At 64.0% G+C, this 14,314-nt stretch carries 13 protein-coding genes; 4 read left to right on the forward strand and 9 right to left on the reverse strand.

Features of this window, described 5'->3' with window-relative positions; translation table 11 throughout:
- Nucleotides 1–12: 12 nt before the first annotated feature.
- Nucleotides 13–4,191, reverse strand: coding sequence for a DNA-directed RNA polymerase subunit beta (gene rpoB / locus ACTIFP_RS11950; protein WP_439568934.1), 4,179 nt, complete (start codon nt 4,189–4,191; stop codon nt 13–15).
- 6 nt (nt 4,192–4,197) lie between these two features.
- On the opposite strand from rpoB, the gene ACTIFP_RS11955 reads away from it, so the two are divergent.
- A complete protein-coding gene (locus tag ACTIFP_RS11955) occupies nt 4,198–4,365 on the forward strand; it encodes a hypothetical protein (RefSeq protein ID WP_439568935.1) in 168 nt (55 codons plus the stop codon).
- Nucleotides 4,366–4,728: 363 nt separating this feature from the next.
- Here ACTIFP_RS11955 and ACTIFP_RS11960 read toward each other — a convergent pair whose 3' ends face one another.
- Together ACTIFP_RS11960 and ACTIFP_RS11965 are read right to left on the reverse strand one after the other, a co-directional pair.
- Nucleotides 4,729–5,205 (reverse strand): anthrone oxygenase family protein, encoded by a 477-nt coding sequence (locus ACTIFP_RS11960; RefSeq protein ID WP_439568936.1) that lies wholly within the window; start codon nt 5,203–5,205, stop codon nt 4,729–4,731.
- Between the two features lie 229 nt (nt 5,206–5,434).
- On the reverse strand, nt 5,435–6,100 hold the full coding sequence (locus tag ACTIFP_RS11965; protein ID WP_439568937.1) for a DUF4197 domain-containing protein: 666 nt from the start codon (nt 6,098–6,100) through the stop codon (nt 5,435–5,437).
- 199 nt (nt 6,101–6,299) lie between these two features.
- Here ACTIFP_RS11965 and ACTIFP_RS11970 point away from each other — a divergent pair, with 199 nt between their 5' ends.
- Both ACTIFP_RS11970 and ACTIFP_RS11975 read left to right on the forward strand, forming a co-directional pair.
- Nucleotides 6,300–6,830 carry a DUF2975 domain-containing protein gene (locus ACTIFP_RS11970; RefSeq protein ID WP_439568938.1) on the forward strand — a complete coding sequence of 177 codons (531 nt, stop codon included), beginning with the start codon at nt 6,300–6,302 and terminating at the stop codon, nt 6,828–6,830.
- Nucleotides 6,830–7,039 carry a helix-turn-helix domain-containing protein gene (locus ACTIFP_RS11975; RefSeq protein ID WP_439568939.1) on the forward strand — a complete coding sequence of 70 codons (210 nt, stop codon included), beginning with the start codon at nt 6,830–6,832 and terminating at the stop codon, nt 7,037–7,039. The genes ACTIFP_RS11970 and ACTIFP_RS11975 overlap by 1 nt, the downstream gene beginning before the upstream one ends.
- A 25-nt stretch (nt 7,040–7,064) precedes the next feature.
- On the opposite strand, the gene ACTIFP_RS11980 is transcribed toward ACTIFP_RS11975, so the two are convergent.
- The 3 genes from ACTIFP_RS11980 to ACTIFP_RS11990 form a co-directional block, all read right to left on the reverse strand.
- Complete coding sequence (locus ACTIFP_RS11980) at nt 7,065–8,024, reverse strand: DUF4189 domain-containing protein (RefSeq protein ID WP_439568940.1); 960 nt, start codon at nt 8,022–8,024, stop codon at nt 7,065–7,067.
- Between the two features lie 132 nt (nt 8,025–8,156).
- On the reverse strand, nt 8,157–9,944 hold the full coding sequence (locus ACTIFP_RS11985) for a diguanylate cyclase (RefSeq protein WP_439568941.1): 1,788 nt from the start codon (nt 9,942–9,944) through the stop codon (nt 8,157–8,159).
- An 87-nt stretch (nt 9,945–10,031) separates the two neighbouring features.
- Nucleotides 10,032–10,643 (reverse strand): TetR/AcrR family transcriptional regulator, encoded by a 612-nt coding sequence (locus tag ACTIFP_RS11990; protein WP_439568942.1) that lies wholly within the window; start codon nt 10,641–10,643, stop codon nt 10,032–10,034.
- A 134-nt stretch (nt 10,644–10,777) separates the two neighbouring features.
- Between ACTIFP_RS11990 and ACTIFP_RS11995 the strand changes: the two genes are divergently transcribed.
- Nucleotides 10,778–12,220 carry a carotenoid oxygenase family protein gene (locus ACTIFP_RS11995; protein WP_439568943.1) on the forward strand — a complete coding sequence of 481 codons (1,443 nt, stop codon included), beginning with the start codon at nt 10,778–10,780 and terminating at the stop codon, nt 12,218–12,220.
- On the opposite strand, the gene ACTIFP_RS12000 is transcribed toward ACTIFP_RS11995, so the two are convergent.
- Genes ACTIFP_RS12000 through ACTIFP_RS12010 form a run of 3 tightly spaced genes read right to left on the reverse strand, consistent with a single transcriptional unit; the run spans nt 12,141 to nt 14,247 of the window.
- Entirely contained in the window at nt 12,141–13,001 is an 861-nt protein-coding gene (locus tag ACTIFP_RS12000; protein WP_439568944.1) for an NTP transferase domain-containing protein, read from the reverse strand. The two genes, ACTIFP_RS11995 and ACTIFP_RS12000, sit on opposite strands and share 80 nt — an antisense overlap.
- Nucleotides 12,998–14,026: a D-alanine--D-alanine ligase family protein gene (locus tag ACTIFP_RS12005; protein ID WP_439568945.1), complete on the reverse strand. Its 1,029-nt coding sequence runs from the start codon at nt 14,024–14,026 to the stop codon at nt 12,998–13,000. The genes ACTIFP_RS12000 and ACTIFP_RS12005 overlap by 4 nt, the downstream gene beginning before the upstream one ends.
- On the reverse strand, nt 14,023–14,247 hold the full coding sequence (locus tag ACTIFP_RS12010; protein ID WP_439568946.1) for a hypothetical protein: 225 nt from the start codon (nt 14,245–14,247) through the stop codon (nt 14,023–14,025). Before ACTIFP_RS12010 ends, ACTIFP_RS12005 begins: the two co-directional genes overlap by 4 nt.
- Nucleotides 14,248–14,314 lie beyond the last annotated feature (67 nt).

The following is a 14,314-nucleotide window of genomic DNA, read 5'->3' on the forward strand; positions in this document are numbered from 1 at the left end:
GAGGAAAAGATCTTATTCGGCGGCTTCGGGAAGGGCGTCGGGCGCCTCGTCGGGATCCTGCTCCGCATAGGAAGACAGTTCGACGTTGAGGCCCAGCGAGCGCATTTCCTTGACGAGCACGTTGAAGCTTTCGGGAATGCCGGCCTCGAAGGTGTCGTCGCCCTTGACGATCGCTTCGTAAACCTTGGTGCGACCGATCACGTCATCGGACTTCACCGTCAGCATTTCCTGGAGCGTGTACGCCGCGCCATAGGCCTGGAGCGCCCAGACCTCCATTTCCCCGAAGCGCTGGCCACCGAACTGCGCCTTACCGCCCAGCGGCTGCTGGGTGACAAGCGAGTAGGGGCCGATCGAACGCGCGTGGATCTTGTCGTCGACCAGGTGATGGAGCTTCAGCATATAGATGTAGCCCACGGTCACCTTGCGATCGAAGCGATCGCCGGTGCGGCCGTCGTACAGGTCCGACTGACCCGATTCATGCAGCCCCGCGAGGGTCAGCATGTTGGTCACATCGGCTTCCTTGGCGCCGTCGAACACCGGGGTCGCGAACGGCACGCCAACCCGCAGGTTTTCGGCCATTTCGACGATGTTATCGGCATCGCGTCCCTTGATGTCCTCAAGATATTCGGCGCCATAGACATGCTCGAGCGCGTCGCGGACGGCTTCGGGCATCTGGCCGCCGGTCACGTCGGGATTGGCATCGCGCCATTCGTCGAGCGCCTGCGTCACCTTTTGCCCCAGACCGCGCGACGCCCAGCCAAGGTGGGTTTCCAGAATCTGCCCGACGTTCATGCGCGACGGCACGCCCAGCGGGTTGAGCACGATGTCGACATGCGTGCCATCTTCCAGGAACGGCATGTCCTCGACCGGCAGCATGCGCGAAATGACGCCCTTGTTGCCGTGACGGCCGGCCATCTTGTCGCCCGGCTGCAGCTTGCGCTTCACCGCGACGAAGACCTTGACCATCTTGAGCACGCCGGGGGCGAGTTCGTCGCCGCGCTGCAGCTTTTCGACGCGATCTTCATACTTCGCGTTGATCCGCTTGATCGCGTCGTCATACTGCGCCTTGATCGCTTCCAGAGCGGTCTGGCTATTGTCCTCGACGACCGCCAGCTTCCACCAGTCGGCGCGGTCGAGTTCGACCAGCATCTCTTCGGTGACGACGTCGCCCTTCTTCAGGCCCTTCGGCACCGCGCTGGTCGTCTGACCGATCAGCAGGTCTTTCAGGCTCGAGAAGGTCGCACGGTTCAGGATCGCGCGCTCGTCGTCGGCGTCCTGCTTCAAACGCTCGATTTCCTCGCGTTCGATCGCGATCGCGCGTTCGTCCTTGTCGATGCCGTGACGGTTGAACACGCGGACTTCGACGACGGTCCCCGACACGCCCGGCGGCAGGCGAAGCGAGGTGTCGCGCACGTCGCTGGCCTTTTCGCCAAAGATCGCGCGCAGCAGCTTTTCTTCCGGCGTCATCGGCGATTCACCCTTGGGGGTGATCTTGCCGGCCAGAATGTCGCCCGGGCCGACTTCGGCACCGATATAGACTATGCCCGCTTCGTCGAGGTTGCGCAGCGCTTCCTCGCCGACGTTCGGGATGTCGCGCGTGATGTCCTCAGGGCCAAGGCGCGTGTCGCGCGCGGTGACTTCGAATTCCTCGATGTGGATCGACGTAAAGACGTCGTCCTTCACGATGCGTTCGCTGATGAGGATACTATCCTCATAGTTGTAGCCGTTCCACGGCATGAACGCGACGAGCACATTCTTGCCCAGCGCCAGTTCGCCAAGCTCGGTCGACGGACCGTCGGCGATGATGTCGCCAGCGCGAACGATTTCGCCCACCTTCACCAGCGGGCGCTGGTTGATGCAGGTGTTCTGGTTCGAACGCTGGAACTTTTGCAGGCGATAGATGTCGACGCCCGACTTGCCGGGTTCGACCATGTCGGTCGCACGGATAACGATACGCGTCGCATCGACCTGGTCGATCACGCCGCCGCGGCGCGCCGCGATCGCAGCGCCCGAATCGCGGGCAACGGTTTCTTCCATGCCGGTGCCGACCACCGGCGCCTCTGCGCGCAGCAAAGGCACCGCCTGACGCTGCATGTTCGATCCCATCAGCGCGCGGTTGGCGTCATCGTTTTCCAGGAAAGGAATGAGCGATGCCGCGACCGAGACGAGCTGCTTGGGGCTGACGTCCATCAGCGTAATGATGTCGCGCGGCGCCATCAGGAATTCGCCGGCCTGGCGGGCCGAAACGATGTCCTCGGCAAAGCTGCCATCGTCGTTCAGCTCGGCGTTCGCCTGCGCGATCGTGTGCTTGGCCTCTTCCATCGCGGAGAGATACACGACCTCGTCGGTCACCTTGCCGTCGATCACCTTGCGATACGGGGTCTCGATGAACCCGTACTTGTTCACGCGGCTGAACGAGGCGAGCGAGTTGATCAGACCGATGTTCGGGCCTTCGGGCGTCTCGATCGGGCAGATACGGCCATAGTGGGTCGGGTGAACGTCGCGGACTTCGAAGCCGGCGCGCTCGCGGGTCAGACCGCCCGGGCCAAGCGCCGAGACGCGGCGCTTGTGGGTGACTTCAGCAAGCGGGTTGGTCTGGTCCATGAACTGCGACAGCTGCGACGAGCCGAAGAATTCGCGTACCGCGGCGACCGCCGGCTTCGCGTTGATCAGGTCGTTCGGCATCACCGTCGACACGTCGACCGAGCTCATACGCTCCTTCACCGCGCGCTCCATGCGGAGCAGGCCGACGCGATACTGGTTTTCCAGCAGCTCGCCGACCGAACGCACACGGCGGTTGCCGAGGTTGTCGATGTCGTCGATTTCGCCCTTGCCGTCCTTCAGGTTCACCAGCTCCTTGACGACGGCGAGGATGTCGTCGCTGCGCAGCGTGGTGACCGTGTCCTCGGCGTCGAGGCCCAGGCGCATGTTCAATTTCACGCGGCCCACCGCCGACAGGTCGTAACGCTCGGGGTCAAAGAACAGACCGCCGAACAGCGCTTCGGCGGTTTCGCGCGTCGGCGGCTCGCCGGGGCGCATGACGCGGTAAATGTCGCTCAGCGCCTGGTCGCGGTCCTCGGCCTTGTCGGCCTTCAGCGTGTTGCGGATCCACGGGCCGGTGTTGTTGTGGTCGATGTCGAGCAGCACCAGCTTGTCGATGCCCGCGCCGTCGATCTTCTCGAGATTCTCGGCGCTCACTTCGTCGCCGGCTTCGATGTAGATCTCGCCCGTCGACTCGTTGATCAGGTCATAGGCCGAATAGCGGCCAAAGATTTCCTCGGTCGGGATCAGCAGCGTGTCGAGCCCGTCCTTCGCCGCCTTGTTGGCAAGGCGCGGGCTGATCTTGTGACCGGCGGCGAACACGACTTCGCCGGTCTTGGCGTCCACGACGTCGAACGCAGGCTTCGACCCGCGCCAGTTTTCGACGACGAACGGCACTTTCCAGCCGTTTGCCGCACGCTCGAAGACAAGGCGGTCATAGAAATGGTTGAGGATTTCCTCGCCCGACATGCCCAGCGCATAGAGCAGGCTGGTCACCGGCAGCTTGCGCTTGCGGTCGATACGGACGTTGACGATGTCCTTGGCATCGAATTCGAAATCGAGCCACGAACCGCGATACGGGATCACGCGCGCGGCGAACAGGAACTTGCCCGACGAGTGGGTCTTGCCGCGATCATGGTCGAAGAGCACACCCGGCGAACGGTGCATCTGCGACACGATGACGCGCTCGGTGCCGTTGACGAAGAAGGTGCCGTTCTCGGTCATGAGCGGCATGTCGCCCATGTAAACGTCCTGCTCCTTGATATCGAGCACGCTGCGGGTGTCGGTTTCGCTGTCGACTTCAAAGACGATCAGGCGCAGCGTGACCTTCATCGGCGCCGCATAGGTGATGCCGCGCTGGCGGCATTCGTCGACGTCATACTTCGGCGCTTCGAGTTCGTAATGGACGAAATCGAGCTCGGCGGTGCCGGCGAAATCGCGGATCGGGAACACGCTGCGCAGCGTCTTTTCCAGGCCCGAGACATAGCCGACCGAAGGGTCGGAGCGCAGGAACTGCTCGTAGGATTCGCGCTGCACCTCGATCAGGTTGGGCATTTCCACCGCTTCGTGGATGTTACCGAACAGCTTGCGGATTCGCTTGCTCGCGGTCGCTTCGAGGGCCTTGCCCACCGACTTCGCCTTGGTCGCCATAAGTGATTGTCTCGCCTGTCAAAAAATCAAAATCGCGGGCGCATCGACGCGAAAAAAGCCGCAGGCAACCGTTGCCGGTTTACCGCAGCTTTCCAACGCCTGTCGAAATCCCCACCGACCTATCCGTACAATCCGCTGCGCAAGGCGGACTCTATCTCGAACGATGGGGTGTGACGGCGATATAGGTTTTGCGGGGCAAAGTGTCAACGGTGACGGGGCGATTGTTGATGGTCGCGGCCGTCCGTTTTGGGGTGGGAGCGGACGTTCTCACCTAACTTCGTCATTCCCGCGAAGGCGGGCATGACAGGAAATGGTCGCAAGCTGTCGTTTCCGCTTTTCGTCATCCCGGACTTCATCCAGGATCCAGACGACATATGCCAACAGCACCGCGCCAGCCTTCGCGGACCCCGAAACAAGTTCAGGATGACGACACGGGATAAATCCGCCTGTGACGACGCCATGGCAACGGGGACTGTTTGCAACGCAAATGGTGAAGGGGCGCCAGCGACCGCTTCGTTCGTGGTTGGCCGATAGCGCTCAATTTCTCGCCACGACCCAAATATACAGGCTTGCGGCAAGGCCTGCGCAGACGGTCCTTACCGTATTCCAGATCGTCCAGTCGCTTGCGAAAGCCGGCCAGAGCGACGCCGCGCGCTCCCCGCTGGCGGCGGCGAGTTGATTGTTGAGAGGCACGTTGAAAATCGCGGTCACGACAACAACGCCGACAAGGAAGAGGACGCCGGCCAAAAGGATCAGCTGGCTGTCGAGGCTCTTGATTGTCCGTACCGACCAAAGCGCCAGTCCGGCACACAGAATTGCGGTGCCGAAAAAGAGCCACGTGAAGCTTGGCGTGTACACCGTCCTGTTGATCTCGTTCATCGCCGCCATCCCATCTGGGCCGGACAGCCGGACTAGGGCATCCATGATGAAGGAGGAAAACGCATAGAAAATCCCTCCGATCAACGCAGCCGCGATTGCGGCACACTGGAGCAGAATCGAATATATCCGGCTCATCCTTGCTTGGACCTTATCCCAGAACACACAGGCCAGCGTGGCTGGCGGCCGGTGCCGGTAGGATGTCGAAGCAACGCGCTCAATTACCCTGCAGGTAGCGTTAGCAGGACCAATAGCCCGCATATATAACCGAAGCCGCGGGTGCCCGTGTGGCGAGCAAGGCAGAGCCATAAACGCTACATCGATGCGCTCGCCGCCCCGGCCTTCACGGCCTCCCGCCCAAAAGCCGCTAAAGAACCCCCTTCAACAACCCCGCCGGATTGCGCCGCAGTGCGGCTTCCTCGCCCGCCATATAGTGAAATATCCCCTTCAGCGCCTGCTCGGTCACCGACTTGGTCAGCCCGTCGCGCGTCAGCCCCGCCGATGCCATCAGCGTATTGCCCTTCGCCAGCTGGTCGAGCTGGCGATAGGCGCCGACATTCTCCAGCGCCGATCCGATCAGCGGCGACACTTTGGTATAAAGCACCCCGCCCGCGCTCGACTGCAGATAGCGCGTCGCGCCGTCGGTCTTCGACACCAGCGCCGGTGCATCGGACCAGCGCAGATTGTCGATCGCGGCGCGAAAGATCGGCTTTGCTTCGCCCGCCGCCTGCCCACCGGCGTCGTTCAGGCTCCTGGTCAGATTGGTGGTCAGCCCCAGCTTGTCACCGACCCCGAACAGCTTCGACGCCAATTTGCCGCCCGCCCCGGGCAACAGGATACGCACCGCGATGTCGCGGTAAAAGGCGCCCGGCTGCGCCAATTTGTCGAGCGCCCCGTCCGACGCCCCGCCGATCAGCCCCTTCACCCCGCCGCCCGGCAGTTTGGCCAGCGTCCATGGCGCCTGCGCCAGCGCCGCCATCGCGGCCGCGCCCGCCAACACCGTCCGCCGCGCCATCATCGCATCGCCGTGCATGGCAGCCTCCCTTCTGCATGATCCGACCGCAGACCTATCAGCAATGGCGCCGCCGCCAAAGCAGGATATCGTCGGCGCCATTGCTCCCGGCCGCCCACGTGCCGTCGACCGCCTCAAATTTATCGATAAGCAATAATCTCTTGACGAAAAACAATACGTGACATATTGATATTCAATACATTGCATATTGGAGTTCGATATGAAAAGCCCATCAAGCCAACCGGTCCTCCTGATCACCCGCGCGGTGATCCTCCTGACCATGGGGCTCATCGCCGTCGCCGCGACCATCCTCGTTGCTGGCGCGGTCATCCTGCCCTTTTACTGGACCGAGGTGGCGCAGCAGATCGCGGTCGAAAAACCCGGGCTCGATACCGCGGCGTTTTATCCGTGGATCTATGTCGTCTTCGCGCTCGGCCTGGTGGCGCTGACGCTCATCCTGACCATCATGCGCAAATTGCTGGCGATCGTCGGCAGCGTCGCGCAGGGCGACCCGTTCGCGATGGCCAATGCCGTGCGGCTCAAAGCCATTGGCTGGCAGATGGTCGCGCTGCAACTCATCGGCATCCCGCTGGCGCTCGCCGCGGGCGAGGCCGCCGACCTGTTCGGCCGCAACAATGTCGGCTTCGACTTTTCGCTCAACGCGGTCCTGTCGATTCTGCTCGTCTTCGTCCTCGCGGGAATCTTCGAGCAGGGCGCCGCGATGCGCGACGAGCTGGAAGGAACCGTCTGATGCCCGTGATCGTCAAGCTCGACGACCTGCTCCACGACCGGCGCATGACGCTGACCGAGCTCGCCGACCGCGTCGATATCACCCTCGCCAATCTGTCGATCCTGAAAACCGGCAAGGCCAAGGCGATCCGCTTTTCAACCCTCGCCGCCATCTGCGCCGCACTCAACTGCCAGCCCGGCGACCTGCTGGCCTTTCAAGCGGATGGATGACGCAAGCCGCCACCGGGGTCGTGGTTCAGGGTGCGGCCGCCACACTGGCCGAATCGATAACGACGTCGCGGCGGCTGGCGGCGTCAAATGTTGCAACTATTCTGCATTTTTCCCGGCCGCAGCCGTTCTTGAGGATCGCGGGCGCGGCTTTTGATGACGGTGCAGCGGTCCAAAAGCTGGTACCGGCAGCATCGAAATATCGCACCAGAACGCCGCCGAGTGACGAGATCGGGGCAACGCACTCCGCCGCCACGGCCGACTTGCACCGGGCCAGTGCCGTTGCCCTCGCTTGCGATGCCGTGACGCCTGAAACCACCCAGACCATATTTTGCCATTTGCCCGTCGGTGCGGTTTTGGGCCATGCGACGACGGCAGCGGGCGGCACGGCGCGGGCATGATCGGGAAAATAGGTCTTCTTTCTCCCCGCCAGCCGACTGGGGAACAACGCCGCGGTCAGCCACGGTTTTGCGGTCACCGTCCGGCGCAACGTGCAGGTCGAATCATTGTCTGCACATATTTTCAGGACGTTTCGCTCGGCTTGTTTGGGCGTCGCGCCCCAGCTTTGCAAGAGAACCCCCCGATTGTCGCTGGCAATCGCCAGCGAACTGTTCACCCCCGCCCCGGCCTCGGTGCACCCGCCACCCATCGCGCGGTTGCAGGCGGCGATGGCGTCGCGTTTGACGACCGCGACGCCATCTTGCGTGTCCCAGATTGCCCAGACGTCGTTGGCATCAGGGTGCCAGGCGACGGCAAACTGCGAATCGACCCAGCGCTTCTGCGGGCCGGGCGCCGGGGCGCTCTGCGATCCCGGCTGATCATATTCGCAGATCGGGGTGATGACGCCGCCGTTATTCGCCTCGCCAACCTGGCGCCCTCCCGCGCACGGCGCATATTGCGCCGCGGCCATCGGCACGCCGGACGCCACCAGTCCGGCGATCAGCAGCAGCAGAACCGCCCATAGCCTGGCAAACGACGACTTCGTCATGCCGCGCATCGCTCGCACCTCCAGGATCATCCAATTCTGGCATTCTGGCGCACGATGCCATAAAATTTCAATGACTTCGGTGTACCGGGTTATATTCGCACAAGCCCGCGGCGCGATTGCCTGCCACCCGCTTTAAGCCGCCATGCGCAGCCGGTTCCGCCCTTCGCGTTTCGCGGCATAAAGCGCCTTGTCGGCGCGCTGGAGCAGGTCTTCGACGCTCGCTTCGCCAGCATAGACCGCCAGGCCGATGCTGATCGTGACCCCCGGCAGGCCGGTCGCGGCGCCCTCGGCATCGGCCTGCACCGCCTTGCGTACCCGTTCGGCGACCATTTCGGCCGACAGCGCGCTGCGGCCTTGCAGGATGCAGACAAATTCCTCGCCGCCGAACCGGCCGACCATATCATCGTCGCGCAGCGACGCCTTGGCGCGCTGGCCGACGCGGCGGATCACTGCATCGCCCGTCGCATGGCCGTGCAGGTCGTTGATCTGCTTGAAATGGTCGATGTCGAAAATCGCCACCGCCAGCGGCGCGCCATCCTGCACCGCGCTCCGTAACGCCTGATCGAGGAATGCCAGCGTGTGACGGCGGTTCGGCAGCCCGGTCAGCATGTCGGTGTTGGCGACGCGTTCGGCGGCGCTGCGCGCGGCCTCCAGCACACGGGCATTTTCGACCGTCTCGGTGACGTCCTGCACCGTGCCGAAGATGCCGATCGCCTTGCCGCTGCGGCTCTTTTCGATCGACCCGTGCGATTTCACATGCCGGATTTCGCCGTCGGCGCGCAGGATGCGGCCCTGAAACACAAAAGGTTCGCCCGAACGGACCGCGTCGGCCAGCGTCTTTTGCACCTCCACCCGGTCGTCGGGCAGATATTGCGCGACGCTGTAATCGACGTCGACCGGCATCCCCGGCTCCAGCCCGTGGACGCGGTAGGTCTGATCCGACCATTGGATCGTCCAGCGCACCAGGTCGACGCGCCAATGGCCGACCAGCGCCGCCGCCTCGGCCTGCAACAGCCAGCGGTTGCTCTGTTCCAGCCGCTTGGCCAGCCGCCGCTGGACCACGATCAGCGCGGCGAGCGGCAGCGCGACGAACAGCATCGTCACCAGATAGAATTGCAGGAAGAACACCTCGACCTTTTGCGCCGCATCCATCGCCGCGATCGGCCCATGGCCCTGCCCGGTCAGCAGCGATGCGATCACCGCGACGATCAACATCCCCGCCGCGGCGCCAAACGGCCCCAGCCGGTACGAGGCGACGATGACCGCGACGCACGGGACGAAGGTGGCGGGGAAGTCGGACTGCGAAAAGGACACACCGGTGACAAAGGCCGCCACGGTGAGCAGCGCGATCGCTTCGGCCTTCATGGCCGTTGGCACATTGTGCAGCGCATTCGATCGCACCATGCGCGCCAGCATCACGATCGGCGGGGTGACGATCAGCATCCCCAGCGCCACCGTCGTCATCCACGACAGAAAGAAATCGAACCCGTTGCCGGTCAATAGCGTGGCGATCGCGGCGCTCGCCGCACTCGCCATCAGCGCCGCCAGGCAGAAATTGCCGACCGCGCGCGGCACCATGAACGACATCTCGCCAGGTTCGCGGCGCCGCACCAGCCATAGCGCGATCGCTGCCTCGGCGGCGTTCGCGGCGGTGTAGGCGGCGGCAGTCGCCGCCTCGATCCCCTCGGTCATGTTGGCGCCGATGCTCGCCGCCGCCATGCCGGCAAAGGCGGCGATCCGCGCGCGCACCGGCATCAGCAGCAACAGCGCGAGCAGATAGCCGCTGGGCGGCCAGATGGCGGCGATATTGTCGGCGCCCTTGGTCGCGTGCAGCGAAAGGCTCGCCAGCAGGAAATATCCTGCGGCGGTCAGGAGGAACCAGAATATCGCCTCGACGCGGGGGGATAGCGACCGGGTCATCAGGCCAGATAGCCGAAAAGAGGGAAAGAAACCGCTAACATATCGCCGCCTCCCCCTGTTTATCGTGCGATCAGTTCGCGTCGCCCCTCAATCGATGCCGCCAAAGGTCAGGCCGACCACCTCGTCGACCATCGCTTCGTCCCATTCCAGCCGCCGGTCGAGGATCAGCATCGCCAGTCCGTGGACCAGCGCCCAGGCGTGCAGCGCAGCCGTATCGGGGTTTGCAACCCCCGGCAATGCCTCGCCCACGCCCGCACGCAGCAGGTTATAGGCAACTTCGCCGCCGTCGCCCTGCCCCTTGGCATGGCGTTCGGACATCTGCCGGGTAAAGCTCAACCGGAACAGCGCCGGCTCGTCGTGCGCAAAGCGGACATAGGTCGATCCGGTCGCCTTGAATCCGTTGCGTCCCCCGCCGGCCTTCAGCCACGCCTGCGCCTGACGCGCGCCCAGCCGCCGCAGCCCTTCGTCGGCGAGCGCGTCGAGCAGCGCCTCCTTGTCCGGAAAATGGCGATAAAGCGCGGTCGCGCTGACCCCGACGTCGCGCGCCAGCGCGCGCAGCCCCAGCTCGCCATCGTCGCCCGCCTCCAGCCGTTTCAGCCCTGCGGCGATCACCGCGGCGCGCAGGTCGCCATGATGATAAGCACCCGCCGCCTTCGCGCCATCGCTTTCTATGTTGACACTGTTATCTTCATCCATCATGTTGTCACCGTAAACATTCCGAGTCGCCAACGCAATCCCCTCCACGCTGGCCGGAGGCCAGTTTATCCCGAGCGGCCGGCCTGCCGGCCAGCCGAGGGGCGGCACTTTCGCCAACATTCGTAAGGAGCAATATCATGGCAAGCAACGTCGAAACCCTCATCCGCGGCGCGGTCGTCAAAGGCATCGGCAAGGTCGCCGACTTCAACCGCAAGCGCCTGCCCCGTCCCACCGACGCACACCCTTTCCTCACCGGCATCCACAAACCGATGACCGAAGAACTGACGCTGAAAGAACTCCGCGTCGAAGGCGAGATCCCCGCCGCGCTCACCGGCCGCTACCTGCGCAACGGTCCCAACCCCGCCGCCGCGCCCGATCCCGCCAGCTATCACTGGTTCACCGGCGCCGGCATGGTCCACGGCATCCGTATCGAAGGCGGCCGCGCCGACTGGTACCGCAACCGCTGGGTCCGCGGCAGCGAGGCGTGCGAGGTGCTGGGCGAAGCGCTGCCCCCCGGCCCGCGCGAAGATCGCAACGACGCCCCGAACACCAACGTCGTCGGCCTCGCCGGCCGCACCTTCGCGATCGTCGAAGCGGGCGGCAAGCCGATCGAGCTCGGCTATGAGCTGAACACGATCGCGCACAACCCGTTCGACGGCACCCTCGTCGGCGCCTACACCGCGCATCCGCACCACGACCCCGTCACCGACGAGATCCACGCGATCACCTATCGCGGCGACGAGCCGAACAAGGTCTGGCACGTCGTGATGGACAGCAATGCGCATGTCATCCGCGAAGAGGCGATCGTGGTCAGCGACGGCCCGTCGATCCACGACTGCGCGATCACCGGAAATTACGCGCTGGTGTTCGACCTGCCCGTCACCTTTTCGATGAAGATGCTGCTCGCGGGCTATCGCTTTCCCTATGCGTGGAACGATGCCCATCCGGCGCGCGTCGGCCTCCTCCCCAGGAAAGGCCGCGGCGACAGCATCATCTGGGTTCCCGTAGAACCCTGCTATGTCTTCCACCCCGCCAATGCGTATGAGACCGCCGACGGCAAGGTGATCGTCGATGTGGTGGCGCACGAAACGATGTTCGCCGAATCGAAACGCGGGCCGGATAGCCAGAAATCGCGCTTCGAACGCTGGACGATCGATCCCGTTGCGGGCACGACGACGCGCACCGTCCTTCACGACCATGCCCAGGAATTTCCGCGCTACGACGAACGCCTGGCGACCCGCCCCTATCGATACGCATACAGCATCGCGCTGCCCGATGGCGAGAATGTCGAGTGGGCGCTCGCCGAAACGCGGCTGTTCAAGCATGATCTGGATCGCGGCACGACCGACATCCACGATTTCGGCCCCGGCCGCCACCCCGGCGAATTTGTCTTCGTCCCGCGCGGCGCCGACAGCGGCGAAGATGATGGTTGGCTGATCGGCCTGGTCGTCGACATGAACGACGAAACGACCGCGCTGGTCATCCTCAACGCCGATGATTTTACCGGGTCACCGCAAGCTGTCGTGCATCTGCCACACCGGGTTCCGCCGGGCTTTCACGGCAATTGGGTGGCGGACTGACCGCCCCGCCACGCGCCAGCAGCGCCTCGGTCACGCTGAGCGAGCGTTCATTGTCGACATCGATCGCCGTCGCCCCGTTGCTCACCAGCAGCGGGGCGATTTCGACATTCAAATGCCGCGAAATGCGCGCGAAGATATGGTGGATCGGCCCCAGGCCGAAATGAAAGCGCAGCAGGTTGATCAGGCCGAAAGCCCGCATCACCCGCAGCGGCTTTTTGACAAACTGGCCGCCGCCGCGAAACGCCTCGGTCGCGCGCAGCGCGCCGGGATGGCCGATCCAGTAAGCGTTGCAGTTCGACACCGCGACGTCGGAAAATTCGTAGAAGCGCCGCTGCCCCTCCGGATGCACATCCAGAACATCTTCACGCCGGGCCAGCGCCACTCCCGCTTCGACATCAAGCCGCGTGGCCTCCGCCCCGATCTCAGCGATCGTTTCGGGCGTCAGCAGGCAATTGTCGGCGGTGGTGACCAGCAAGGGAAAGGCCGCAACACCCGCGACCGCGAGCACCGAGTCCGCCAGATTGCCCGCCGCGGGCACGACGATCAGGCGGTTGCCCAGCGATTTGACCACCGGATCATCGAGGTCGGCGAGCAAATTTGCATGATGCGTCGAGACGAATATCTGGCTGGCCCCGCTCGCCGCGGCGGCGCTCAAGACATGCGCGATCATCGCTCGCCCCGCCACCGGCACCAGGCATTTGTCGGCGACGCCATGGCTGGCGGCCAGCGGATCGACCATGCCCGACCGGCGCCCCGCCAGGATCAGGATCGACCCGCTCATGCCGCGTCGCGTCGCGCCATCGCGGGGGCGATCTGGCGGATCATGCTTTCGGCGACGATCGTTTCGATCAGCGCCGCGTGGCTGAAGCCCGCGATGACTGCCGAACGCGCGAACAGCTTTTCGGACCACAGGTTGCAGTTGAGATTGACTTCGAGCAGCCGGAGGTCGCCGGTCGCCTGATCGACACGGAATTCGAATCGTCCATAGTCGAAGGGACGAAACACATCGGCCATGCGGCGGGTATATTCGACGACTTGGCGGCTGATCAGCGGATCGTCGAAGCGTTTGATGCAATAACCGACATGGCCGACCAGATCGCGCTTTTCCTGATAGGTGCGCAGCTGGGTCGGATCGGCTTGCTCAAAGATCATCATCGGCAGCATCGCGGGTTCACCGCCCAGCGTGATCACCGGTACCTCGATATCGCTGCCGTCGATGAAGGGCTCGACGAGCGCGTCATGGTCGAGCGCGTGGATTTCAGCGACCGACCGTGCCAGTTCGGCGCGGTCATGGGCATCGCGGACGCCCCACGACGCCGAACTGTTGTTCGGCTTGATCACCCAGCGCCGCGCGGGCGGACAGCGCGCCACATCGACCGGCGCACCGCGGCGGAACAGCGCCCAGGGCGCGGTCGGCACCCCGCGCGCCGCGGCCTCCAGCTTGGTCAGATGCTTGTCGTCGGACAGCCCGCGCACGATCGGCGAGGCGCCGAGATAGGGCAGGCCATGCTGGTTGCAGAGCAAGGGCAGCAGCATTTCCGAATTGAAGAAGCCGCCGCGATTGAGCAGCGGGAAGACGAAATCGGCGGCGGGCCGATCGAACAGCGCGGCATAACTGTCGGCGATCAGCAATTCGATGCCGAGCCCCTCCAGTGTCTCGCGCATTTCGCGGTGATACAGCGCATGATTGCCGTCGTCGGCATGCAGCCCGCCAGTCCATCGGGCATGTTTGGCGATGAACAACAGGCGCTGTGTTTCGCGCAGGCGATCGGGCAGCCGGGTGGGCACAAGGTCGGTCGTTTTCATGGCGCGCATTGACCATGCCAGGGTTGCGCGGCGATGACGAATTGGTGACGGCTGGTGTCCGCAAAATGCAAGGCCAATGTCATCTTTGCCGTTAAAGCACCGAAAAGCAGCGCCTTCCGGGTGACGGTGGACGGGCGGCAACGCGATGCGGCTGGCCGCAAAGCCGATCGCTCATCACGACCAATCGTATCGAAATCTTCGCCGCGCCGTTCGGCGGCCACGGCTCGTCGCGGAAATCGCCGCTTTGGCGCAGCGGTTTTCCGGCGCGGTTCGTTCGTCCTTCACTAT

Source organism: Sphingopyxis sp. (genome assembly GCF_051861155.1).
Taxonomy (GTDB): Bacteria; Pseudomonadota; Alphaproteobacteria; order Sphingomonadales; family Sphingomonadaceae; genus Sphingopyxis.

What these genes read in the sequence shown, in the direction of transcription:
- ACTIFP_RS11990 (WP_439568942.1), bottom strand. Translation starts at nt 10,643, where the DNA reads ATGATGGATGAAGATAACAGTGTCAACATAGAAAGCGATGGCGCGAAG.
- ACTIFP_RS11960 (WP_439568936.1), bottom strand. Translation starts at nt 5,205, where the DNA reads ATGAGCCGGATATATTCGATTCTGCTCCAGTGTGCCGCAATCGCGGCT.
- ACTIFP_RS11965 (WP_439568937.1), bottom strand. Translation starts at nt 6,100, where the DNA reads ATGCACGGCGATGCGATGATGGCGCGGCGGACGGTGTTGGCGGGCGCG.
- ACTIFP_RS11970 (WP_439568938.1), top strand. Translation starts at nt 6,300, where the DNA reads ATGAAAAGCCCATCAAGCCAACCGGTCCTCCTGATCACCCGCGCGGTG.
- rpoB (WP_439568934.1), bottom strand. Translation starts at nt 4,191, where the DNA reads ATGGCGACCAAGGCGAAGTCGGTGGGCAAGGCCCTCGAAGCGACCGCG.
- ACTIFP_RS11980 (WP_439568940.1), bottom strand. Translation starts at nt 8,024, where the DNA reads ATGACGAAGTCGTCGTTTGCCAGGCTATGGGCGGTTCTGCTGCTGCTG.
- ACTIFP_RS11995 (WP_439568943.1), top strand. Translation starts at nt 10,778, where the DNA reads ATGGCAAGCAACGTCGAAACCCTCATCCGCGGCGCGGTCGTCAAAGGC.
- ACTIFP_RS11985 (WP_439568941.1), bottom strand. Translation starts at nt 9,944, where the DNA reads ATGACCCGGTCGCTATCCCCCCGCGTCGAGGCGATATTCTGGTTCCTC.
- ACTIFP_RS12005 (WP_439568945.1), bottom strand. Translation starts at nt 14,026, where the DNA reads ATGAAAACGACCGACCTTGTGCCCACCCGGCTGCCCGATCGCCTGCGC.
- ACTIFP_RS12000 (WP_439568944.1), bottom strand. Translation starts at nt 13,001, where the DNA reads ATGAGCGGGTCGATCCTGATCCTGGCGGGGCGCCGGTCGGGCATGGTC.
- ACTIFP_RS11975 (WP_439568939.1), top strand. Translation starts at nt 6,830, where the DNA reads ATGCCCGTGATCGTCAAGCTCGACGACCTGCTCCACGACCGGCGCATG.